Here is a 20138-nt window from a genome sequence, read left to right as displayed (position 1 = left end):
TCCGGCGACGTCGCGCCGGAGGAGGCCCCCACGGCCCGCGAGGTCGCCGGCGGACGGCCGGGCGCCTGATCGACGGCGGCGAGGGCCCGCCCGCCGCGGCGGCCGGGCCCTCGGCGTGTCAGCGGACCTCGACGCCCCGCCAGAAGGCCACCCGGCCGGTGATCTCCCTCGCCGCGTCCTCGGGCTCGGGGTAGTACCAGACCGCGTCGGGGTTGGTCCGCCCGTCGACCTCGAGGGAGAAGTAGGAGGCCCGGCCCTTCCACGGGCAGGTGGTGTGCGTCGCCGACGGGCGCAGCACGTCCTCGCGCACCGAATCGCGCGGGAAGTAGGCGTTGCCCTCGACGACGACGACGTCGTCGGACTCCGCGACGACGGTCCCGTTCCACGTGGCTGTGGTCATGCCGCGATCGTGCCGCCCGCCGCCGCGTCCCGCAGGCGTACCGGCGGGCGGGCTGGGCATGTGTGGGGAGAGACGGCGCAGCACACGCCGCCCCGTCCGTCCTGCACGAGGAGCCCGCCCATGTCCCAGGCCGCCCGTCCGCCCGACCCCGACGACGCGCGGCGGGGCATGCAGCCGCGGCCCAAGCGCGGCCGGGCGATGTTCTTCGGGACCTTCCTCGGCCTGATCGTGCTGGTGTTCGCCTTCATCCTGCTGGTCAGCCAGTGCGGCACCGGGGACGACGACGAGGTGTACGAGGACGACCCGTCCGGCGCCCCCGCGAGCGTCAGCGTCGTGCTCGAGGACCCCGTCCCTGCCCCGGTCGCGACCTGACCCGCGCGGGGGGAGGCCGCGGCGCATCCTCCTGACCAGCGCGTTCGCCGTGTGTGAGGGTGCCCGTCGGACCGCGTGCCACCCCGGCGCCGGTCGGAGCACCGAGGAGCACGTGATGACGAACCCGGGACAGCCCGGCACCCCGCCGCCGGCAGGGGGCCCGCAGCCCGGCCGGCCCGTCCCGCCGCAGGGCGCCCCGCAGCCGGGGGGTTGGCAGCCGCCCGCCGGCGGTCCGCCGCAGCCCGGCGCGTGGGGGCAGCCCCCGACCGGCCAGCCGCCGTACGGCCGGCCCGGTCAGCCGCCGTCCGGCCAGGCCCAGCCCGGTCGGCCCGCGTTCGGCCAGCCCGGCGTCCCGGGGCAGTTCGGCCCCGGCCAGCCCGGTCAGCCGGGTCCCTCCGGCGGCCCGGCGCCGGCCGGGAAGCCGGGCAAGGGCAGGAGGATCGGCAGCGTCGTCGCCGCGGTCGCCGTCGCGGGCGGCATCGCCGCGTTCCGCTTCGTCGACTTCGGCGCCCCCGAGGTCGGCGACTGCGTCCGGTCCACCGGCTCGTCGGAGGTCGACGTCGTCGACTGCGACGACCCGGCGGCCGAGCTCCGGGTGGTCGGCGTCGAGGAGGAGGAGCAGACGGAGAGCGAGTACCTCGCCGACCCCGACACCTGCATCGACTCCGCCTCGGCCACCGAGGCGCTCTGGTATGGCAACACCGGCGACGAGGGCACGGTCTACTGCCTCGAGCCCGTCGCCTGATCCGAGCTCCCCACGCGAGCGCCCCGCCGGCCCGGCCGGCGGGGCGCTCGCGTTCTCAGCGCTCGAGCAGCGCGAACGTCGCGACGGCGTGCGCCAGCGCCCTGCCCTCCTGCTCGACGTCGGCCTCGCAGATGGTCAGGTGCTCGCCGCGCGTGCGCACCCGGCCGCGGACCTCGAGCGGGCCGGGCCTGCCCGGGCGCAGGTAGGTGACGGTGAGCTGGCTGGTCGCGGGCACCTCGCCGTCGCCGGTGGTGCTGCGCACCGCCTGGCCCATCACCGTGTCCACCAGCGTCGCGACGACGCCGCCGTGCAGCGTGCCCGCCGGGTTCAGGTGCTCGTCGCGGACCTCGAACGCCAGCGTCGCGGCGCCGTCGCCGGCGTCCTCCACCGTCGCACCGAGCCGTCCGGCGAACCCGCCGGGGGTCCCGTCGTCTGCCATGGGGCGCGCGGTACCCGCTCACCGGGCAGCCACGCCCGCGGAGCCCCACGGTCGGCGGGGCCGCGGCTAGGGTCCGCCGCCGTGGCAGCGCGGCGGAGGACCTGGATCTGGCTGGCGGCGGCGGTCGTGGTGGTGGCGCTGGCCGCCGTCACCCTCGTCTGGTTTCAGCCGCAGAAGCTCTTCTACGACGCCCGGGTGGACGAGAGCCTGCCGTCGGCGGCCGCGGAGGAGACCCCGGGGACCGGCGGCGGGGGAGCGGTGGTCACCGTGGCGCCGCCCGGGCCGGTCGACCTCGCCACCGGCACGTTCGTCTCCCGCGAGCACGAGACCGTCGGCACCGCGCGGGTGGTGCGGCTCCCCGACGGGCAGGTCGTCGTCCGGCTGGAGGGCTTCGAGACCTCCAACGGCCCGGCGCTGTACGTGTACCTGTCGCAGAACCCGGCCACCGGCGAGGAGGCCGCCTTCGACGCGGACTTCGTCGACCTCGGGCCGCTCAAGGGCAACGTCGGCGACCAGAACTACACGGTGCCCGCGGGGGTCGACGCGACCGGCTGGACGAGCGTCGTCATCTGGTGCGACCGGTTCGACGCCGCGTTCGGCGCCGCCGACCTGGCGCCGGCGACGGCGGCCTGAGCGCGGGTCAGGCCGGCTCGCGGCGCATCGGCACGTGCGGGATGCCGTCCTCGACGTAGCCGGGCCCGCTGAGCCGGAAGCCGAAGCGCTCGTACCAGCCCTGCAGGTGCGCCTGCGCGCCCAGCGTGATCGGGGCGCCCGCGCACAGCTCGATCCCGGCCTCGATCAGTCGCGCGGCCAGTCCCCGCCCGCGCGCGGAGGCGGCGGTGGCGACCCGGCCGATGGCCCGGCTCCGGCCGTCGTCGAGGACGCGGATCGTGGCCAGCACCTCGCCGTCCTCCTCGAACCACAGGTGCCGCGTGGCCGGCTCGGTGTCCCGGCCGTCGAGCTCGGGGTACGGGCACTCCTGCTCGACGACGAAGACGTCGACCCGCAACCGGCAGAGGGCGTACACCTCGAACGGGGTGAGCTCGGCGAAGGGGGCGGTGCGGAGGATCGGCTGCGAGTCGGGCACCCTCCCGTTGTAGCCGACGTCAGTTGCGGGTGCGGTAGCGGCGCATCGTCAGCGGGCCGAGGACGGCGACCAGCGCGGCCGCCCACCCCAGCACGAGGACGACGTCGGAGCCGGCGACCTCGCCGTGCACCAGCCCGCGCACCGCGCTGACCAGGTGGCTGACCGGGTTGACCTCGACGACGGCCTGCAGCCAGCCGGGCATCGTGGCGGGGTCGACGAAGATGTTGCTGCCGAACGTCAGCGGCGTGATGACCAGCATGCTCCAGCCCATGACCGCGTTCGGCGTGCGCACGACCAGCGCCAGGTAGGTCCAGATCCAGCCGAGCGCGAAGGCGAAGACCAGCAGCAGCGCCACGGCCGCGAGCACCCCGCCCGGCCCGCCCTGCGGCCGGAACCCGAGCGCGAGGCCCAGGCCGACGACCACCGCCGAGGCCAGGGTGAACCGGACGACGTCGCCGAGCAGCGCGCCGACCAGCGCGCTGGGCCGCCAGACCGGCAGCGAGCGGATGCGGTCGAAGACGCCCTTCTCGATGTCGGTGTTGAGCGCCACCCCGGTGTACATCGTGATCATGAGGATGCTCTGCACGAGGATCCCGGGCAGGAAGAACTGCAGGTAGCGGTCGACCGAGCCGGCCAGGGCGCCGCCGAACAGGTACGTGAAGATCAGCGTGAGCATCACCGGGAAGACGGTGACGTCGAACAGCTGCTCCGGGACGTACTTGATCCGCAGCAGCGTGCGCCGGCCGAAGGTCGCCGACGCCGCCAGCGGGCCCTGCGGCCGCGGGCGCTCCGCGGAGCCGAGGGCGGCGAGGACCGCGTCGGTGTCCGGGGCCGTGACCTCGGCGGTCGCGGCCGACGGGCTGTCGAGGGTGGTCATCGCGGGTCCTCCGGGTCGGGAGCGGACGGAGCGGCGGTCTCGGCGGGCCGGCCGGTGAGGGCGAGGAAGACCTCGTCGAGGCTCGGCTGCCCGAGGGCGAACTGGACCAGCGGGATGCCGGCGGCCTCCAGCTCGGTGAGCGCCCGGGCGGCCGGCCCGGCGTCGGGCACGGCGGCGGTGAGGGCCGCCGGGTCGCCGTCCTCGGTCACCGGCACGGCCAGCACCCGCTCGAGCAGCTCGCGGGCCGCGCCCCGGCGGGCCGGGTCGCCGACCCGCACGTGCAGCGTGCCCGACCCCACCGACGCTTTCAGCTCACCCGGCGTGCCCTCGGCGATGACGCGGCCGGCGTCGATGACGGAGATGCGGTCGGCGAGCTGGTCGGCCTCGTCGAGGTACTGGGTGGTCAGCAGCACCGTCGTCCCGCCGCGGACCAGTGCCCGCACGACGTCCCACACCTGGTTGCGGCTGCGCGGGTCCAGGCCGGTGGTCGGCTCGTCGAGGAAGATCAGGTCCGGCCGGACGACGATGCTCGCGGCGATGTCGATCCGCCGCCGCATGCCGCCGGAGTAGTTCTTCACCTGCTTGCCCGCGGCCTCGGTGAGGCCGAACGCCGACAGCAGCTGGTCGGTGCGCTGGCGGGCGGCGGCCCGCGAGTAGCCGAGCAGCCGGGCGAGCAGCAGCAGGTTCTCCGCGCCGCTGAGCACCTCGTCCAGGGAGGCGAACTGGCCGGTCAGGCTCACCCGCCCGCGGACGGCGTCGGCGTCGGTGACGACGTCGTGGCCGAACACCCGGGCGGTGCCGCCGTCGGGCGGGAGCAGGGTGGCCAGCATGCGGATCGTCGTCGTCTTGCCGGCCCCGTTGGGGCCCAGGAAGCCGTGCACGCCGCCCCGCGGGATCAGCAGGTCGACCCCGGCGACCGCCGTCGTGGTGCCGAAGCGCTTGACCAGGCCCACGGCCTCGATCGCCGGGACCCCGTCGCTCCCGGGCGCCCGCCCACCGACCGGCGCCGCATCACCGACGTACGCGGTCACGTGCCCCACCCCCTGCTCCCGAGTCGGGTGCCCGCACGGTCCCGCGCGGGTCTGACGCTTCCGACCGGGGAGGGAGGAGGGACTCATCGGTCACCCGGCCCGTCAGCGCATCTGGTTAGGTGTGCCTACCCTGGCTGTCGATCCCAGCCGTGCACGTCTTCCTGGAGGACCCGTGACCACGCCCGGGCGGGCGACCGCCGCCGTCCTGACCGCCGTCTGCCTGTCCGGCGCGCTGGCCGCCTGCGGGAGCGCCGGGGCGTCGGACGCGCAGACGCTCACGGTGTACAGCGCCCAGCACGAGAGCCTGGTGCGCACGATGCTCGAGGGCTTCACCGAGGAGACGGGCATCGAGGTGGAGTTCCGCGACGGCAACGACGCGGAGCTGGCCAACCAGATCGTGCAGGAGGGCGACGCCTCGCCCGCCGACGTCTTCCTCACCGAGAACAGCCCGTCGATCGCCGTCCTCGACCGCGAGGGCCTGCTCGCGCCGCTCGAGCAGGGGACGCTGGACCAGGTCGGTGCGCAGTTCCGCCCGTCGTCGGGGACCTGGACCGGCTTCGCCGCCCGCTCGACGGTGCTGGTGTACGACCCCACCGCGCTGCCGGAGGACCAGCTGCCGGCGTCGATCCTGGACCTGGCCGACCCGGCGTGGGAGGGCCGCATCGGCATCGCGGCCGGGGGTGCGGACTTCCAGGCGATCGTCGCCGCGGTGCTGGCGCTGCGCGGCGAGGACGCCACCCGGGCGTGGCTGGAGGGGCTCGAGCGCAACGCCGGCGTCTACCAGAGCAACACCGCCGTGATGGTGGCCGCCGACGAGGGCGAGATCGACGCCGGCGTCATGTACCACTACTACTGGTACCGCGACCAGGCCGAGGGCGGTCTGAAGGGTGACGACGCCCGGCTGCACCTCTTCGGGAACCAGGACCCGGGCGCCTTCCTCAGCGTCTCCGGGGCCGGCGTCCTCGCCTCGTCGGACCAGCCCGACGACGCCCAGCGGCTGGTCGCCTGGCTGACCGGCCGGGAGGCGCAGGAGCGGCTGGCCGAGAGCACCGCCCTGGAGTACGCGGTCGGCACCGGGGTCGCCTCCGCCGAGGCGCTGCCGCCGCTGGACACCCTCGGCGCGCCGGCGGTCGACCCCGGCTCGCTGGACCAGGAGCGGGTCACCGAGCTCATGCAGGAGGTGGGCCTGCTCTGAGCGCCTCCCCGGTCCCCGCCCGTCCGCGCCCCGCGGCGCCCGCCCCGCCGTCGTCGCGGGGCCGGCGCGCGTCCCGGGCCCGGCGCGCGCCGGTGACGGTGGCGCTGGCCGTGGCCGTGGCGGCGCTCGCGCTGCTGCCCCTCGTGCACATCGCGGTCGCCGTCGCCGAGGTCGGCTGGGGCGGCGTGGCGGAGCTGGTCCTCCGGCCGCGGGTCGCCGAGCTGCTGGGCAACACCGTCCGGCTGGTCGCCGGCTCGGTCGCGGTGTGCGTCGTGCTCGGCGTGGGCGCGGCCTGGCTGGTCGAGCGCACCGCGCTGCCCGGCCGCCGGGTGTGGCACGTGCTGATGGTCGCGCCGCTGGCCCTGCCCGCGTTCGTCACCGGCTCGGCGTGGATCTCCCTGCTGCCCGGGCTGGACACGTACGGCGGCGCGCTGCTGGTCGTCTCCCTGGCCTACTCCCCGTTCGTGTACCTGCCCGCGGTCGCCGCCCTCCGCGGCACCGACCCGGCGCTCGAGGAGACCGCGCGGGGCCTGGGCCTGTCGGGCTGGGCGGTGTTCCGGCGGGTGCAGCTGCCCCAGCTGCGGGTGGCGGTGCTCGGCGGGGCGCTGCTGGTCGCCCTGCACGTGCTGGCCGAGTTCGGCGCCCTGGCGATGCTGCGCTACCCGACCTTCACGACGGCGGTCTACGACCAGTACCGCGCCACCTTCAACGGGCCGGCCGCCACCATGCTCGCGGGCGTCCTCGTGCTGCTGTGCCTGGTGCTGCTGGTGGCCGAGATCCGGCTGCGCGGCGCCCGCGGCTACGCCCGCACCGGGGCCGGCGCCGCCCGCCGGCCGCGCCCGGTCCGGCTCGGGCTGCTGACCGGGCCGGTGCTGCTGGCCCTCGCCGCGCTGGTGGGCCTCTCGCTGGTCGTCCCGGTCGCCGCGCTGGCGTCCTGGTTCCTCACCGGCGCCTCGGCGCGGGTCGACTGGGCGGCCCTGGCCACCACCACCGGGACGACGCTCGCGCTGGCCGCCGCGGCCGCGGCCGTCACCACCGCACTGGCCCTGTCGACCGGCTGGCTCGCCGTGCGCCGCCGCGGGCCGCTCGCCACCGTGCTCGAGCGCACCACCTACCTGGGCAGCGCCGTGCCGGCGATCGTCGTCGCACTGGCGCTGGTCACGGTGAGCATCCGGGCGCTGCCGGCGCTCTACCAGACCGTCCCGGTGCTGCTGGCCGCCTACGCGATCCTCTTCCTGCCCCGGGCGATCGTCACGGTGCGCGCGGCGGTGGAGCAGTCGCCGCCGGTGCACGACGACGTCGCGGCCTCCCTCGGCGCCTCCGCACCGGCCCGGCTCTGGCGCGTGACCCTCCCGCTGCTGGCCCCGGGGATCGGCGCGGGTGCGGCGCTGGTGTTCCTCGCGGTGGTCACCGAGCTCACCGCCACCCTGCTGCTCGCCCCCACCGGCACCCGGACCCTCGCGACGGCGTTCTGGTCGGCCAGCAGCGCCCTGGAGTACGGCGCCGCCGCTCCCTACGCCGTCGTCATGGTCCTGCTCTCGGCACCGGCCACGGTGCTGCTCTCCCGAGACGTCCGACGAGGTCTGACCACATGAGCGCGCTGACCGTCACCGGCCTGGCGAAGTCCTACGGCCGCACCCCCGTGCTCACCGGGGTGGACCTGCACGTCCCCACCGGGACGACGACCGCGCTGCTGGGCCCCTCCGGCTGCGGGAAGACGACGCTGCTGCGCATCGTCGCCGGCTTCGACGACCCCGACGCCGGGACCGTCGAGCTGGGCGGCCGGGTGGTGTCCGGGGCCGGCCGCGCGGTGCCCGCCCGCAGGCGCGGCATCGGGTTCGTGCCCCAGGAGGGCGGGCTGTTCCCGCACCTGAGCGTGGCGGGCAACGTCGCCTTCGGCCTGCCCCGCCGGCTGCGCCGCGACCGGGTGCGGATCGCCGGGCTGCTCGCCCTCGTCGGCCTCGACGCCGCGCTCGCCGGCCGCGCGCCGCACCAGCTCTCCGGCGGCCAGCAGCAGCGGGTGGCGCTGGCCCGGGCCCTGGCGCCCGAGCCGTCGCTGGTCCTGCTCGACGAGCCGTTCTCGTCCCTCGACGCCGCGCTGCGGGAGGACACCCGGCGGGCCGTCGTCGAGGCGCTGCGGGCCACCGGCGCGACCGCCGTGCTGGTCACGCACGACCAGGCGGAGGCGCTGTCGACCGCCGACCAGGTGGCGGTCCTGCGCGGCGGGACGCTCGCCCAGCTGGCCGATCCGCGCACGCTCTACCGCGACCCGCGCGACCTGGACGTGGCCGCCTTCGTCGGCGAGGCCGTGGTGCTCGACGGCGTCGCCGCGGGGGGCCGGGTGGCCTCGGAGCTGGGCGAGCTGGTGCTGGCCCGGCCCTGCCCGGACGGCCCGGTCCGGGTGCTGCTCCGTCCCGAGCAGCTGCGGCTGACGACCGGTCCCGGCGCCCGGGTGCGCGACGTCGACTTCTACGGGCACGACGCGCGCGTCGAGCTGGAGCTGCCGTCGGGCCGGCGGGTGAGCGCGCGCACCGAGGGCGCGGACCTGCCGCTGCGCGGCGCGGAGGTCACCGTCACCGTGCAGGGGGCGGCGGTGCCGTTCCCGGTGCCTCCGGTCGCGCCGCCGCCGGTCCCGCGGGCCCCGGCCGCTGCCTGACCCTGGGCACCGGCTGTGGGTTAGGTGTGCCTAAGCTCACTGCGTGGACCTGTTCCTCTTCACCGTGGACGCCGCCTGGGGACGCGACGTCGTCGCGGCCGGTGCGGCCGGGCTCGTCGTCGACTGGGAGCGCCGCGGGAAGCACCGCCGGCAGGCCGGCGAGGGCACCCAGATCAACGCCGACACCCTCGCGGACCTCGAGCGCGTGCGCGCGGCGACCGACGGGCGGGTGCTGTGCCGGATCAACGCCGCGGGTCCGTGGACGGCGCGCGAGGTGGCCGACGCGGTGGCGGCAGGCGCCGACGAGGTCCTGCTGCCCATGGTCCGCACGCCGGAGGAGGTCGACCGCACGCTGGACGTGGTCGCCGGCCGCTGCGGGCTGGGCATCCTGGTCGAGACGCAGGACGCCGTCGACCGGGTCGCCGAGCTGGCCCGGCGGCCCCTGTCGCGGGTCTACGTCGGCCTGAACGACCTGCGCATCGACCGGCGGTCGCGGGAGCTGTTCCGGCCGCTGGTCGACGGCACCGTCGAGGCCGTGCGCGCCGCCGTCCCGGTGCCCTTCGGCGTCGGCGGGCTGACCCTGCCCGGCAGGGGGTTCCCGGTCCCCGGGGACCTGCTGGCCGCCGAACTCGTGCGGCTGGGCACCGGCTTCACCTTCCTGCGCCGCTCGTTCACCGCGGACATGGCCGGGCGCGACCCGTTCGTGGAGGTGCCGCGCCTGCTCGCCTCCCTGGCCGACCTCACCGGTGCCGACGCGCCGACCGCAGCCGACCGGCGCAACGCCTTCGTGGCCGCCGTGGAGGCTGCCGCCCCGCCCGTGCCCGTCCCCGCGTGAACGGCCGGGCGCTGGTCACCGGCGCCGGCGGCTTCGTCGGCCAGCACCTGGTGGCGCGGCTGCGCGCCGACGGCTGGGACGTCACCGGGCTGACCCGCGCCCACGTCGACCTCGCCGACCCGGCCGCCGCTGCTGCCGCGGTCCGCGCCGCCGCGCCCGACGTCGTCTTCTCCCTGGCCGCCGGGCGGGCGAAGGCGACCCCGGCCGAGCGCGCCGCCACGGTCGCGGTGAACACGAGCCCGTGGCTGGTCGACGCCCTGCCCGACCACTGCCGCGCCGTCGTGCGGCTCGGCTCGTCGACCGAGTACGCGGCCGCACCGGTGCCGCTGGCCGAGGACGCCCCGCTGCGGCCGCGCGGCTTCTTCGGCGCCACCAAGGCGGCCGGGTCGCTGCTGTTGCAGGCGGCCGCCGCCGAGCGCGGCGTGCGGGCGGCGGTGCTGCGCGCCTTCCAGGTCTACGGGCCCGGGGACCACCCGACCCGGCTGGTGCCGGTGGTGCTCGCCGCCGCGCGCACCGGCGCGACCGTGCCGCTGCCCGCCGGGGTCAGCCGCCGCGACTGGGTGTGGGTGGGCGACGTCGTCGACGCCTGCCTGCGGGCCGCGCTGGCCGACGACCTCCCTCCGGGCGCGGTGGTCAACGTCGGCACCGGCGTGCAGACCGACGTCGCGGAGCTGGTCGCGACCGCCGAGCGGGTCACCGGCCGCCAGATCGCCACCGCCCCGGGCGCCCACCCCGGCCGACACTGGGACGCCGCCGACTGGGTGTGCGACCCGCGCGCCGCCCGCACGCTCCTCGGCTGGACCCCGACGGTCGACCTCGCCGACGGGCTGGCGCGCACGTGGGCGGCGCCGTGAGCGGTCCCCGCGTCGCCGTCGTCGTCCCGGTGTACGGCAACGAGGCGACGCTGCGGCCGCTGGCGGAGCGGCTGGCCACGGCGCTGGCCGGGCGGGACTGGCGGCTGCGCCTGGTGGTCGACGCCTCGCCCGACGGCAGCCTGGCGGTCGCACGCGAGCTGGCGGCCGACCCGCGGGTGGCGGTCACCGCGCTCGAGGTCAACGTCGGCCAGCACCGGGCGCTGGCCGCGGGGCTGGCCGACGAGGAGGCCGACGTGTGGGTGTGCCTCGACGCCGACCTGCAGGACCCGCCGGAGGCGGTGCCGGTCCTGCTCGACCGGCTGGCCCGGGGTGACGTCGGCGCGGTGTTCGCCGGCCGCCGCGGGCGGTACGAGTCCCCGGTGCGCCGGTTGACCGGCGAGCTGCACCGGCGGGTCGCCGCCCGGCTCACCGGCCTGCCGCCCGACGCCGGCGCGTTCCTCGCGCTCGGACCGGCGGTGCGCGACGCCGTCGTCGCGACCGTGCCGGCCGGGGACGCGCCCAGCGTCGTGCTCGCCGCCGGCCTGGCCGGCGCCCCGCTGACCAGCGTGCCGGTCGCCCGGGACCGCCGGCCGGTGGGGACCTCGGCGTGGACCGCCCGCGCGCGGCTGCGGCAGTCGCTGCGGTCGCTGGCCTGGGCCGCCTCGCGCGGGGTCAGCGCTCCCAGAGCTGGACGACGAGGTCGGTCCTCGACGCCGGGAAGTCCTCGGTCCGGGTCAGCGACAGCCCGGCGTCGCTGAGGACCGCGTCGTCGTCGGTGGGCACCGGTTCGCCGTCGATCAGCCGCCGGACCAGCCAGACGCGGTCGGCGCCGGCGGGGGCGTCGTCGGGCGGCAGGACGACGTCGGGGCGCAGCCGCGGGCCCGTCGTGCGCACGAAGTGGTCGAGCCCGAGCGCCGCGCGCTGGTCGGCGGCCACCACCGGCTCACCGGCCCGCTGCTCGCGCAGCAGGAGCGCGACGACGTCGTCCGACCGCTCCCGCGGCTCCCGCGTGGCGAGCGGCGCGCTCGCCACCAGCGACAGGCCGACCAGGACCGCGGCCACCGGCGTCCGCGCGCCCCGGGGGAGGGCGGTGACCCCGGCGGCGGCGAGCACGCCGAGCCCGACCAGCCCGGCCAGCAGGTAGCGGGGCAGGTAGACCGGCCGGACCGCCTCGGCGGCCAGCAGGAGCAGCAGCGGCACCAGCACCCAGCAGACGCCGGCCACCCGCAGCCCCGCGCCGCGCAGCGCGCCGACCACGGCCAGCCCGACGGTGAGGTACAGCAGCGGCGTGCGCCCGCCGGCCCACGCCTCGACGGCCAGGTCCGCCAGGGTGCCGCCGGTGTCGCGCAGGTGCTCGGCGTTGCGCGCGCCGGTGCCGTTGAGCAGGTTGACGCCGACCAGGCCGGCGACCGGCAGGGCGGCGAGGGTCCCGACGACGGCGACCCGGACGGCCGCCCGCCCGCGGAGCAGCAGCGCCGCGACGACGAACGCCGCCAGCACCGTGACCGCGTACCAGTGCGCGAGGCCCGTGCCGGCGCCGGCGAGGCCGAACAGCAGCAGCCCGCGCCCGGTCTGCAGCCAGCGGGTCAGGCCCAGCAGCGCCCCGCCGGTGGCGAGGACGGCCAGCCCGTAGCTGCGCGCCTCCACGGCCTGCTCGAGCAGCAGCGGCGCGGTGGCCGGCACCACGCCGGCCAGCACGCCGGCCGCCCGCCCGGCCAGCCGGGTGACCGCCCGGGTCACCAGCGCCAGCCCGCCGGCGGTGGCCAGCACGGAGAGCACCCGCAGCGACGTGTCGCCGCCCGCCCCGGGCAGCGACACCCAGGCGTGCACGACGAGGTAGTAGGGCGCGTTGTAGGAGGGCGGGACGTCGGCGAGGTAGCTGGTCACGCCCTCGCCGGTGACGATCGCGCGCAGGATGTCGGCCAGCGGGCGGCGGGCGACCTCGGCGGTGAACGCCTCGTCGAACCAGAGCCCGTGCCCGGGGGCCAGCAGCACGGCGCACAGCAGGGCGAGGACCGCCGGTGGGAGCAGCTCGACGGGGGACCAGCGGAGGGGGCCGCCGTCCGGTCGCGGCGGGGCACCCGTCGTCACCGCCGTCTGCACGGGACGCCAGCCTAGGGGAGCGGCGCCGCCGGACCGTCGGTGCCGCGGAGCAGGATGCGGGGGTGTCCCCGGCCGGCTCCGACCCGACGCCCGGTCCCGGGCCCGCGCCCGCGCCGTCGTCCGAGGCGGTGGCGGCCCGCTTCCGGCGGCAGGGCCGGCGCGACACCGCTCCCGAGCTGGCGGTGCGGCGGCGGCTGCACGCCCGCGGCGTCCGCTACCGCGTCGACGTCCGGCCCCGGCCCCGTCCAGAGGCCCGCCCCGAGCCTGCGAGGGGTGAGGGGGACGGGGTCCTTACCGGGTGCTTCCGGCCCGGGTGCCCGGAGTGCGGGCACCTGCCGAGGGCCAACCGCGACTGGTGGGCGGCGAAGCTCGCGGGCAACGTCGCGCGCAACCGTCGCGCCGACGCCGTCCTCACCGGGCTCGGCTGGCGGGTGCTGCGGTTCTGGGAGCACGAGGACCCGGACACCGTCGCCGACGCCGTCTGCGCCGCCCTCGGCCGGCCCACCCCGTCGGAGGGGTGAACCCCGGTGGCCCGCTCGGGGCCGGGGAGTGGGCCATCCGGGTCCGACGGTCGGCCGGGGCGGACACGTGCCCCGGTGTCAGTGGCGGCCGGTGCCGCCGCGGGCGCGCTGCACGACCGGGCTGCCGATCCACAGCCAGCCCAGCAGCAGCGCCACGACGCCGCCGGTGACCAGCGCCTGCGGGAGGGCGAAGAGGAAGTCGACCACCAGCACCACCGCCGAGACGATCGCGACGGCGAGCACGCACAGGCCGAGGAAGGCGTTGCGGTTGCTGCGCCGCAGCAGGTCCTCCTTGTCGTGCTGGCGGAACAGCGCGCGGTGCTGCGCGGCCGGGGCGATGAGGAGCGCGGTGGCCGCCACGGCGGCGACCAGGGTCACGAAGTAGACGTCGCGCTGGAAGTCGGTCGCGCGGGACGTCGCCTGCTGGAACGGCACGATGAGCAGGAAGGCGAAGAGGAACTGGACCCCGGGCAGCGCCACGCGCAGCTCGTTGAGCAGCTCCATCAGCTCGCGGTCGATCCGCTCGGCGCGGCTCTCCCGCCGCCCGTCGTCCGCGCCGTCCATCCCGCGCTGGGCGGGGACCGGCCGGGCGTCCCGTCGTGCCCGCTGACCAGAGCCCGTCGTCGCCATCGTCGCGCGCTCCCTCCGTGACCGGCCGCCCCGCGGATCCCCGTGATCCCGGCCGCTCGGAGGGCCGTGTACCCGCCGGACGCCCGGTGATCACCTGCTGGTCACCCGCTGGTCACCCGGGCGTCGACCGGAGGAGCCCGCGTGGGGTAGGGGAGGGCCATGTCGATGTGGGAGCCGATGACGCCGAACCGGTACCGCCCGGACGACGAGGTCGCCGCCGCCGACCCGGGCGCCGGCGCACCGCCGCCCGCCGAGGGGTTCGGCGTGGGCGGCGAGGAGCCCGACCGTCCCGAGGAGGGCGGCGGGTCGCCCGCGGGCGCCGAGGGCCAGGACACGGTCTTCCGCACACCCGACCCCGGCGACGTCCGGCGGGGGACGGACGCCGGCTAGAGCAGCGGGCTGGGCGCCGTCCCGGGGACCTCGTCGGCCTGGTCGGGCTCGCGCAGGTCGTGCGCGGCGCGCACCCGGTAGGCGGGGTAGACGTCGATGCTGCCGTCGGAGGTCTCCACCCAGCACCAGCCCTCGGTGAACAGGACGTGGCAGCGCTCGTGCACCTCGCGCGCCGTCGGGAGCCCGCCGGGCTCGGTGATCTCGATGCGGGCGGCTCTGTGCCACTGCCCGGGCCTGACCCTGCGGAAGTCCATGGCGGTCACCGTGGCACCGGCCGGGCGGCGCGGCCAGCCGTGCGCCGGGCGTCTCGTACCGTCGGGGGCGTGGACCTGACCGTGCTGCCCCCGCGGACCGCCGACGAGCTCGACACCATGCGCGAGGCCGGGCGCGTGGTGGCGCGGACGCTGGCCGCGGTGCGGGCGGCGGCGGTCCCCGGCGTGCGGCTGCGCGAGCTCGACGACCTCGCCAAGACCACGATGTACGAGGCGGGCGCGACGTCGTCGTTCCTCGGCTACAAGCCGGCGTGGGCGCCGACGGCCTACAACGGCGTGCTGTGCCTGTCGCCCAACGAGGTCGTCGTGCACGGCCGCCCCAGCGGCCAGCGGCTGAAGGACGGCGACCTGCTCAGCGTGGACTGCGGCACCGTCGTCGACGGCTGGAACGGCGACGCCGCGATCTCGCTGCTGGTGGGGGAGCAGGCCTCGGACGACGACGCGCGGCTGGTCACCGCGACCGAGGAGGCGCTCGCCGCGGGCATCGCCGCCGCGGTGCCCGGCGCGACGCTGCAGGACGTCGCCCGCGCCGTCGACGACGTCGCCCGGCGGTACGGCTACGCGCACCTGCCCGACCACGGGGGGCACGGCATCGGCCGCTCGATGCACGAGCCGCCGTTCGTGCCCAACCGGCCGTCGGCCGGCCTGGACCGGGTGCGCCTGCACACCGGCAGCACCCTGGCCATCGAGCCGATGCTCCTGGCCGGCGGCGACCGGTACAGGCACAAGAAGGACGGCTGGGCGGTGGTCACCGCCGACGGCCGGCGCGCGGCGCACGTCGAGCACACCGTCGCGGTCACCGACGACGGCCCCGTGGTGCTCACCGCTCCCTGAGGTCAGCGGCGCCGGCGCCGGGTCATCGCCCGGCGGACCGCGCGCCGCTGCGCCGCGGCCAGCGGGGGCGGCGCCCACGACGCCGCCGGCGGCTGCAGCGCGGTGCCCAGCTCCACGCGCAGCAGGTCCAGGGCGTCGAGCAGGGCGCCGTGCTGGGACCAGGCGGCGGGATCGGCCCGGGGGTCGACGAGCAGCGCCTCGGCCAGCCGCCCGCGCAGCGCGAGCAGCGTCTCCAGGCAGGCGGGGTCGATGCCGGCGGCCGGCCCGGTGCCGGCCGCCACGGCCGCGGCGTCGCGGAGGGTGGCCGCGACGGCGACCAGCAGGTCGGCCAGCGCCTCCCGCGCCGGCCGCGACCACGCCCGGTCGGCGTCGTCCTCGGGCAGGAAGTAGGTGCGGTCCAGCAGCACGCGGGCGACGTTGCGCAGGGTGACGTGCACCCGCTCGAGGGCGGTCAGCGTGTTCCGCAGCCGCGGCTGGGCCTCCCGCGCCGCCCGCCCGCGCGGGTTGAGGCGGGCGCTCTCCTCGGTGCGGGCGAGCCGGCGGTCGGCGCGGGCCACCTCCGTGCTCACCGCACGGGCGCGGGCCAGCAGCTCGTCGGTGAGGCGGCGCGACCACGGGCCGCGCAGCGCCGCGGCGAGGTCCTCGCAGAGCCCGGCCATGCGCTCGGCGAGCTCCGCGATCGCCTCGCCGGCCGGCTGGACGTAGAGCGGCGGAGCGACCACCAGGTTGACCAGCACCCCGACCGCCGCGCCGACCAGCGTCTCGGTGACGCGGGCCAGCGCCGCGCTCTCCGCCCCGCCGACGGCCAGCACGAGCATCGCGCTGATGGGCACCTCGGCCAGGTGCGGCCCCAGCCGCAGCAGCCGGCCGACGACGAGCGACAGCCCGACGACGAGCCCGAGACTCCACCAGGACAGGCCGACGACGGAGGCGAACAGCGCCGCGATCAGGACGCCGGCGGTGACGCTGGCGATCCGCTCCCAGCCGGTCGCCACCGTCTCGTACATCGTCAGCTGCACGACCAGCAGCGCGGTCAGCGGCGCGAGGACCGGCGAGCTGCTGGTGTCCAGCCAGGTCGCGACCTGGAACGCCAGCACCGCGGCGAGCACGGTCTTCCCGGTGCGCAGCCCGGGCGTGCGCCCGCGCCGGACCAGCCGGGGCAGCCGGCGGGGCAGGGCGTGCGGTCCGGCCACGGTCTCCGGTGTTCCCGCGGAGCGGGCCCGGACACGCGCCGGCCGCCGTCCGCGGGTGCGGACGGCGGCCGGGGACGTGCGGTCAGCCGAGGCCGAGCGCGGTGGTGGCCCGGTCGACCAGGGAGAAGTGCCCGACCGCCCAGATCGCCAGCGCCGCCGCCGCGAGCCCGCCGACGGTCGCCACCGCCGAGCCGGCCGGGTGCTGCCTCGCGTGCTGCCACGCCGCGACCGCCCTGCGGCGGAACGCGGCGAAGAACCGCCGCGCCCAGTCGAACTCCGTCGACCACACCCACAGCCCGGCCAGGACCGGCGGGATCGTGAGCGGCCCGGGCAGCACCGTGAGCGCGACGCCGAGCAGCACGAACAGCAGCCCGGCCACGAGCACCGCGATCCGGTACGCCAGGTGCAGCGGCGGGTTCTGCCGGATGCGGTCGCGCCACGAGCCCGGCGGCACCGGCCGCGGCCGGCCGAGGCCGTCGCTGCAGTGCGCGCAGACGGTGGCGCCGCGGCCACCCGGGCCCGGACCCGCCACGGTGTTGCCGGAGGACGCGGTCGTGCGGGTGTCGGTCCGGGACACGGGTCCCCTTCGGGGTCGGCGCGGGTGGGTCGGTGCCGCGGTCAGCGGCGGGCGACGCCCTTCGCGACCTCGCCGGGCCGCTGCTGCTCACCCGCGTAGGAGCTGACGGCGACGAGCGCGCCGGTCAGCGCCGGGATGACCCACTGCAGCGAGTCCAGCTGCTGCTGCGCGTGGGCGATCTCGGCCTTGGTGCGCTTGGTGGGCTTGGTGCCGGACTTCGCCGACGGGTTGTCCTGGCTGTTGACGACCTGACCCAGCGAGCGGCTGTAGGCGGTGACGCCCAGCGCGGCGGCGGTGAGCAGGGTCTTGACGGCGGACATGCCGGCCACGCCCTCCTGCTGGGCCACCCGGCCGCGGTTGCCGATGAGCTGGCCGACGCTGCCGACCAGGTGCGCGCCGATGGCCAGCGCGTTCACCGGCGTCCACCGGTTCCAGCCGGTGTTGGCGACCCGGCCGGCGTCCCCGCCGGCGTCCGCCGCGGCGGCGTTGAGGGCCACGGCGTTGGCCAGCGTGCCGCCGAACCAGGCGGACAGACCGAGGTCGTGCAGGGCGCGGGACAGGGTGTTGCGGGCCATCGGGACTCTCCTGGAGGGGAAGGGGTCGGGAGACCGCCCCCTACCCGCTCCGCCGGAGGCCATGCCCGGGGAGAGCAAGTGGGTCGTGCACGACCCGCTGGCGTCTCAGGTCCCGTAGCGGACGGCGGCGCGGGCGCGCGCCCTGGCCGCCTCGACCTCGCGGTCCTTCGGCGGGGCCGTCGTCACCAGGGACTCCAGCAGCCGGGCGGACGCGGCGGCCACCTCCTCGACGGCGCGCTCGAAGGCCTCCGCGTTGGCCCGGGACGGGTGCGTGGACCCGCTGATCTTGCGGACGTACTGCAGCGCCGCGGCCCGGACCTCGTCCTCGGTGGCCGGCGGCTCGAAGTTCGACAGGGGGCGGATGTTGCGGCACATGCGGCGCAGCGTATGGCCGGGGTACGACCGCGGGGCCCCGGTCGTCGACGGGGGCCCCGCGGTCGGTCAGACGCCGAAGCCGGCGCGGTCGACCCTGCGGTGGTAGCGGGTGCCGAGCTTGCCGCCGAGCAGGGCACCGGCCAGCGTGACGACCAGGACCGCCGCCAGCGTGACGATCCCGGCGGTGGTCGCGGTGCCCTCGTCGATCGGGATGTGCGGCAGGTTCAGCTGCTCGAGCACGTTGTACTGCGCCCCCAGCACCGTCCCGGCCGCGGCCAGCAGCACGACGACGAGCAGCCCGATCAGCCACACCGCCAGCCCCTGCCGGGCACCGTCGAAGCGGGCCATCCGCCCGGCCACGTACCCACCGGCGAGGTAGGCCAGGAACAGGACGACCAGCAGCGCGATCCCGCCGGCGACGCCGAGGGCGGTGGTCGGGTCGGCCGGGACGTCCTCGACGCCGTCGACCTCGGCGAGGCTGAGCCCCACACCGGCGGCGGCCAGCAGCGCGACGAGGACGACCGCCAGCCCGTTCGCCGAGAGCCAGCCGAAGAAGGCCGCGCCCCACTTGATCCCGCCGAAGCGGTGGCGCTGCGCGTCGATCGCGTCGCGGGCGGCGCCGCGGGTGGCGTGCGCGCCCTCGGTGGTCGCCGTCGCGTCGTGGTCGTGGTGGGTACGGTCGGTGCTCGCCATCGGACCTCCTCGTCTGGGGGAACTGGCGCCCCGGTACCCGCCTCCGGACCTGCGCGAACGAGGTCACCCGCAGGGAGGACACGTGGCCGTCCTGCTCGTCGACGCCGCCAACGTCGTCGGCGCCCGCCCCGACGGCTGGTGGCGCGACCGCGCCGGCGCGACCACCCGGCTGCTGCGGCGGCTGGCCGACGCGGCGCTCCCGGCCGGCGAGCCGGACGTCGGCGGGGTGGACGTCGGCGGGGTGGACGTCGACGAGGTGGTGGTCGTCGTCGAGGGCGCCGCGCGGGAGGTCCCGGCCCCCGAGGGCGTCCGCCTGGTGCGCGCGGCCGGCAGCGGGGACGACGCCCTGGCCGCGGAGGCCGCCGCGCTGGCCGGCACCGGCCGGACGGTGCTCGTGGTGACCGCCGACCGCGGCCTGCGCGCCCGGCTGCCCGCCGGCACCGACGTCCGCGGGCCGGGCTGGCTGCTGGGCGTGCTCGATCGCATGGCGGGCAACCGACCGGGGTAGCGGGGGAGGACCGCCGAGCCGAGGAGTCGTCCCCGCATGCCCCAGACCGTGCTCATCACCGGTGCCTCGAGCGGCATCGGCCGCGCCACCGCCCGCCTGTTCGCCCGGCGGGGCGCGTCGCTGGTCCTGCTGGCACGCGGCCGCGAGGCGCTGGAGGAGACCGCGGCCGAGGTCCGCGCGGAGGGCGCGGCCGACGTCGTCGTCTGCCCGGCCGACGTGCTCGACGAGGACGCGCTGCGCGACGTCGTCGAGGGCACCGTGGTCCGCTCCGGCCGCCTCGACGTCGTCGTCCACGCCGCGCAGGTGGTCGCCTACGGGCGGATCGAGGACGTGCCGAAGGCGGTGTACGAGCGGGTGGTCGACACCGCCCTGCACGGCACGGCCAACCTGGCGCGCGTCGTCCTCCCGCAGTTCCGCCGCCAGGGCACCGGGCACCTGGTGGTGGTGAGCTCGCTGCTCGCCTCGGTGACCACGCCGCTCATGGGCAGCTACATCACCGCCAAGTGGGGCCAGCTCGGGCTGATCCGCGTCCTGCAGCAGGAGACGCGCGACGTCGCGGGCATCCACGTGTCGGCGGTGGCGCCGGGCGGGGTGAACACCCCGATCTACTCGCAGGCCGGCAGCTACATCGGCCTCAAGGGCCGCCCGCCGATCCCGGTCTACTCACCGGAGCGGGTCGCCCGCTCGGTCGTCGCCCGGCTGGACCGGCCGCGCCGGCTGATCCAGTCCGGCTTCGCCAACCCCGCCGTGATCCTCGGCTTCCGGCTGCTCCCGGCGGTCTACGACGCCCTCGTCGGGCCGCTGCTGCGCGTGTTCGCCCTCGCCGACGACCACCGGACGGAGCCGACGGAGGGCAACGTCTTCCGGTCCCGGCCGGCCGGCAACGCCGAGAAGGGGCGCTGGCACGGCATCCCGTGAGCGGCGCGTCCGGTTCCGTCCCGCCCCGTTGACCCGCCGGGCGGCGCCGGGCCACGCT

Annotated in this window: 27 protein-coding genes; 14 read left to right on the top strand and 13 right to left on the bottom strand. The window is 77.3% G+C overall.

Annotated features, from left to right (window positions below; all coding sequences use genetic code 11):
- Window positions 1–118: 118 nt before the first annotated feature.
- Window positions 119–400: a DUF427 domain-containing protein gene (locus ACI8AB_RS13800; RefSeq protein WP_456950568.1), complete on the bottom strand. Its 282-nt coding sequence runs from the start codon at window positions 398–400 to the stop codon at window positions 119–121.
- 120 nt (window positions 401–520) lie between these two features.
- Between ACI8AB_RS13800 and ACI8AB_RS13795 the strand changes: the two genes are divergently transcribed.
- Window positions 521–772, top strand: a complete 252-nt coding sequence (locus ACI8AB_RS13795; RefSeq protein ID WP_387988818.1) for a hypothetical protein — start codon at window positions 521–523, stop codon at window positions 770–772.
- 115 nt (window positions 773–887) lie between these two features.
- Window positions 888–1517, top strand: a complete 630-nt coding sequence (locus tag ACI8AB_RS13790) for an LppU/SCO3897 family protein (RefSeq protein ID WP_456950567.1) — start codon at window positions 888–890, stop codon at window positions 1515–1517.
- A 55-nt stretch (window positions 1518–1572) separates the two neighbouring features.
- On the opposite strand, the gene ACI8AB_RS13785 is transcribed toward ACI8AB_RS13790, so the two are convergent.
- The gene (locus ACI8AB_RS13785; RefSeq protein ID WP_387988820.1) at window positions 1573–1956 is read right to left on the bottom strand and encodes a PaaI family thioesterase; all 384 of its coding nucleotides are present in this window, start codon (window positions 1954–1956) and stop codon (window positions 1573–1575) included.
- A gap of 81 nt (window positions 1957–2037) precedes the next feature.
- Between ACI8AB_RS13785 and ACI8AB_RS13780 the strand changes: the two genes are divergently transcribed.
- Window positions 2038–2589 carry a DM13 domain-containing protein gene (locus ACI8AB_RS13780; protein ID WP_456950566.1) on the top strand — a complete coding sequence of 184 codons (552 nt, stop codon included), beginning with the start codon at window positions 2038–2040 and terminating at the stop codon, window positions 2587–2589.
- A 7-nt stretch (window positions 2590–2596) separates the two neighbouring features.
- On the opposite strand, the gene ACI8AB_RS13775 is transcribed toward ACI8AB_RS13780, so the two are convergent.
- Genes ACI8AB_RS13775 through ACI8AB_RS13765 form a run of 3 tightly spaced genes read right to left on the bottom strand, consistent with a single transcriptional unit; the run spans window position 2597 to window position 4951 of the window.
- Window positions 2597–3043 carry a GNAT family N-acetyltransferase gene (locus ACI8AB_RS13775; RefSeq protein WP_456950565.1) on the bottom strand — a complete coding sequence of 149 codons (447 nt, stop codon included), beginning with the start codon at window positions 3041–3043 and terminating at the stop codon, window positions 2597–2599.
- A gap of 19 nt (window positions 3044–3062) precedes the next feature.
- A complete protein-coding gene (locus ACI8AB_RS13770; RefSeq protein ID WP_456950564.1) occupies window positions 3063–3920 on the bottom strand; it encodes an ABC transporter permease in 858 nt (285 codons plus the stop codon).
- Window positions 3917–4951 carry an ATP-binding cassette domain-containing protein gene (locus tag ACI8AB_RS13765; RefSeq protein WP_456950563.1) on the bottom strand — a complete coding sequence of 345 codons (1035 nt, stop codon included), beginning with the start codon at window positions 4949–4951 and terminating at the stop codon, window positions 3917–3919. Before ACI8AB_RS13765 ends, ACI8AB_RS13770 begins: the two co-directional genes overlap by 4 nt.
- Before the next feature lie 172 nt (window positions 4952–5123).
- On the opposite strand from ACI8AB_RS13765, the gene ACI8AB_RS13760 reads away from it, so the two are divergent.
- The 6 genes from ACI8AB_RS13760 (at window position 5124) to ACI8AB_RS13735 (ending at window position 11249) form a co-directional block, all read left to right on the top strand.
- A complete protein-coding gene (locus ACI8AB_RS13760) occupies window positions 5124–6146 on the top strand; it encodes an iron ABC transporter substrate-binding protein (RefSeq protein ID WP_456950562.1) in 1023 nt (340 codons plus the stop codon).
- Between the two features lie 92 nt (window positions 6147–6238).
- Window positions 6239–7741 (top strand): ABC transporter permease, encoded by a 1503-nt coding sequence (locus tag ACI8AB_RS13755; protein ID WP_456950561.1) that lies wholly within the window; start codon window positions 6239–6241, stop codon window positions 7739–7741.
- Entirely contained in the window at window positions 7738–8802 is a 1065-nt protein-coding gene (locus ACI8AB_RS13750; RefSeq protein WP_456950560.1) for an ABC transporter ATP-binding protein, read from the top strand. The genes ACI8AB_RS13755 and ACI8AB_RS13750 overlap by 4 nt, the downstream gene beginning before the upstream one ends.
- Before the next feature lie 43 nt (window positions 8803–8845).
- Window positions 8846–9637 carry an aldolase/citrate lyase family protein gene (locus tag ACI8AB_RS13745; protein WP_456950559.1) on the top strand — a complete coding sequence of 264 codons (792 nt, stop codon included), beginning with the start codon at window positions 8846–8848 and terminating at the stop codon, window positions 9635–9637.
- Window positions 9634–10491 (top strand): NAD-dependent epimerase/dehydratase family protein, encoded by an 858-nt coding sequence (locus tag ACI8AB_RS13740; RefSeq protein WP_456950558.1) that lies wholly within the window; start codon window positions 9634–9636, stop codon window positions 10489–10491. Before ACI8AB_RS13745 ends, ACI8AB_RS13740 begins: the two co-directional genes overlap by 4 nt.
- Window positions 10488–11249: a glycosyltransferase gene (locus ACI8AB_RS13735; RefSeq protein ID WP_456950557.1), complete on the top strand. Its 762-nt coding sequence runs from the start codon at window positions 10488–10490 to the stop codon at window positions 11247–11249. The genes ACI8AB_RS13740 and ACI8AB_RS13735 overlap by 4 nt, the downstream gene beginning before the upstream one ends.
- On the opposite strand, the gene ACI8AB_RS13730 is transcribed toward ACI8AB_RS13735, so the two are convergent.
- Window positions 11164–12594, bottom strand: a complete 1431-nt coding sequence (locus tag ACI8AB_RS13730; protein WP_456950556.1) for a hypothetical protein — start codon at window positions 12592–12594, stop codon at window positions 11164–11166. The genes ACI8AB_RS13735 and ACI8AB_RS13730 overlap by 86 nt on opposite strands.
- A 62-nt stretch (window positions 12595–12656) precedes the next feature.
- Between ACI8AB_RS13730 and ACI8AB_RS13725 the strand changes: the two genes are divergently transcribed.
- Window positions 12657–13115 carry a very short patch repair endonuclease gene (locus ACI8AB_RS13725; protein WP_456950555.1) on the top strand — a complete coding sequence of 153 codons (459 nt, stop codon included), beginning with the start codon at window positions 12657–12659 and terminating at the stop codon, window positions 13113–13115.
- A 78-nt stretch (window positions 13116–13193) separates the two neighbouring features.
- Here the strand turns inward: ACI8AB_RS13725 and ACI8AB_RS13720 are convergent, their stop codons facing one another.
- The gene (locus ACI8AB_RS13720; protein ID WP_456950554.1) at window positions 13194–13745 is read right to left on the bottom strand and encodes a DUF6328 family protein; all 552 of its coding nucleotides are present in this window, start codon (window positions 13743–13745) and stop codon (window positions 13194–13196) included.
- A 177-nt stretch (window positions 13746–13922) separates the two neighbouring features.
- On the opposite strand from ACI8AB_RS13720, the gene ACI8AB_RS13715 reads away from it, so the two are divergent.
- Window positions 13923–14135 (top strand): hypothetical protein, encoded by a 213-nt coding sequence (locus tag ACI8AB_RS13715; protein ID WP_456950553.1) that lies wholly within the window; start codon window positions 13923–13925, stop codon window positions 14133–14135.
- Here the strand turns inward: ACI8AB_RS13715 and ACI8AB_RS13710 are convergent.
- Window positions 14132–14389 carry a hypothetical protein gene (locus ACI8AB_RS13710; RefSeq protein ID WP_456950552.1) on the bottom strand — a complete coding sequence of 86 codons (258 nt, stop codon included), beginning with the start codon at window positions 14387–14389 and terminating at the stop codon, window positions 14132–14134. The genes ACI8AB_RS13715 and ACI8AB_RS13710 overlap by 4 nt on opposite strands.
- A gap of 69 nt (window positions 14390–14458) precedes the next feature.
- On the opposite strand from ACI8AB_RS13710, the gene map reads away from it, so the two are divergent.
- Window positions 14459–15241 carry a type I methionyl aminopeptidase gene (map, locus tag ACI8AB_RS13705; protein ID WP_456950551.1) on the top strand — a complete coding sequence of 261 codons (783 nt, stop codon included), beginning with the start codon at window positions 14459–14461 and terminating at the stop codon, window positions 15239–15241.
- A 2-nt stretch (window positions 15242–15243) separates the two neighbouring features.
- Here map and ACI8AB_RS13700 read toward each other — a convergent pair whose 3' ends face one another.
- The 5 genes from ACI8AB_RS13700 to ACI8AB_RS13680 form a co-directional block, all read right to left on the bottom strand.
- Window positions 15244–16434, bottom strand: coding sequence for an FUSC family protein (locus ACI8AB_RS13700; RefSeq protein ID WP_456950550.1), 1191 nt, complete (start codon window positions 16432–16434; stop codon window positions 15244–15246).
- Between the two features lie 82 nt (window positions 16435–16516).
- On the bottom strand, window positions 16517–17011 hold the full coding sequence (locus tag ACI8AB_RS13695; protein WP_456950549.1) for a PGPGW domain-containing protein: 495 nt from the start codon (window positions 17009–17011) through the stop codon (window positions 16517–16519).
- Window positions 17012–17052: 41 nt separating this feature from the next.
- A complete protein-coding gene (locus ACI8AB_RS13690; protein WP_456926927.1) occupies window positions 17053–17586 on the bottom strand; it encodes a hypothetical protein in 534 nt (177 codons plus the stop codon).
- 105 nt (window positions 17587–17691) lie between these two features.
- A complete protein-coding gene (locus ACI8AB_RS13685) occupies window positions 17692–17961 on the bottom strand; it encodes a DUF2277 domain-containing protein (protein ID WP_387988839.1) in 270 nt (89 codons plus the stop codon).
- Between the two features lie 66 nt (window positions 17962–18027).
- Window positions 18028–18654, bottom strand: a complete 627-nt coding sequence (locus ACI8AB_RS13680) for a hypothetical protein (protein ID WP_456950548.1) — start codon at window positions 18652–18654, stop codon at window positions 18028–18030.
- An 82-nt stretch (window positions 18655–18736) separates the two neighbouring features.
- Here ACI8AB_RS13680 and ACI8AB_RS13675 point away from each other — a divergent pair, with 82 nt between their 5' ends.
- Window positions 18737–19162, top strand: a complete 426-nt coding sequence (locus ACI8AB_RS13675) for a hypothetical protein (RefSeq protein WP_456950547.1) — start codon at window positions 18737–18739, stop codon at window positions 19160–19162.
- Between the two features lie 36 nt (window positions 19163–19198).
- Complete coding sequence (locus ACI8AB_RS13670) at window positions 19199–20080, top strand: SDR family NAD(P)-dependent oxidoreductase (RefSeq protein ID WP_456901823.1); 882 nt, start codon at window positions 19199–19201, stop codon at window positions 20078–20080.
- Window positions 20081–20138 lie beyond the last annotated feature (58 nt).

The organism is Geodermatophilus sp. SYSU D00698 (assembly GCF_054050335.1).
Note: the sequence above shows the minus strand (reverse complement) of the source record. Positions and strands in the feature narration are given on the sequence as shown.

Coding starts and splice junctions, on each gene's coding strand:
- ACI8AB_RS13795 (WP_387988818.1), top strand. CDS start 521: ATGTCCCAGGCCGCCCGTCCGCCCGACCCCGACGACGCGCGGCGGGGC.
- ACI8AB_RS13785 (WP_387988820.1), bottom strand. CDS start 1,956: ATGGCAGACGACGGGACCCCCGGCGGGTTCGCCGGACGGCTCGGTGCG.
- ACI8AB_RS13685 (WP_387988839.1), bottom strand. CDS start 17,961: ATGTGCCGCAACATCCGCCCCCTGTCGAACTTCGAGCCGCCGGCCACC.
- ACI8AB_RS13750 (WP_456950560.1), top strand. CDS start 7,738: ATGAGCGCGCTGACCGTCACCGGCCTGGCGAAGTCCTACGGCCGCACC.
- ACI8AB_RS13715 (WP_456950553.1), top strand. CDS start 13,923: ATGACGCCGAACCGGTACCGCCCGGACGACGAGGTCGCCGCCGCCGAC.
- ACI8AB_RS13790 (WP_456950567.1), top strand. CDS start 888: ATGACGAACCCGGGACAGCCCGGCACCCCGCCGCCGGCAGGGGGCCCG.
- ACI8AB_RS13670 (WP_456901823.1), top strand. CDS start 19,199: ATGCCCCAGACCGTGCTCATCACCGGTGCCTCGAGCGGCATCGGCCGC.
- ACI8AB_RS13680 (WP_456950548.1), bottom strand. CDS start 18,654: ATGGCGAGCACCGACCGTACCCACCACGACCACGACGCGACGGCGACC.
- ACI8AB_RS13720 (WP_456950554.1), bottom strand. CDS start 13,745: ATGGCGACGACGGGCTCTGGTCAGCGGGCACGACGGGACGCCCGGCCG.
- ACI8AB_RS13800 (WP_456950568.1), bottom strand. CDS start 400: ATGACCACAGCCACGTGGAACGGGACCGTCGTCGCGGAGTCCGACGAC.
- ACI8AB_RS13710 (WP_456950552.1), bottom strand. CDS start 14,389: ATGGACTTCCGCAGGGTCAGGCCCGGGCAGTGGCACAGAGCCGCCCGC.
- ACI8AB_RS13690 (WP_456926927.1), bottom strand. CDS start 17,586: ATGGCCCGCAACACCCTGTCCCGCGCCCTGCACGACCTCGGTCTGTCC.
- ACI8AB_RS13770 (WP_456950564.1), bottom strand. CDS start 3,920: ATGACCACCCTCGACAGCCCGTCGGCCGCGACCGCCGAGGTCACGGCC.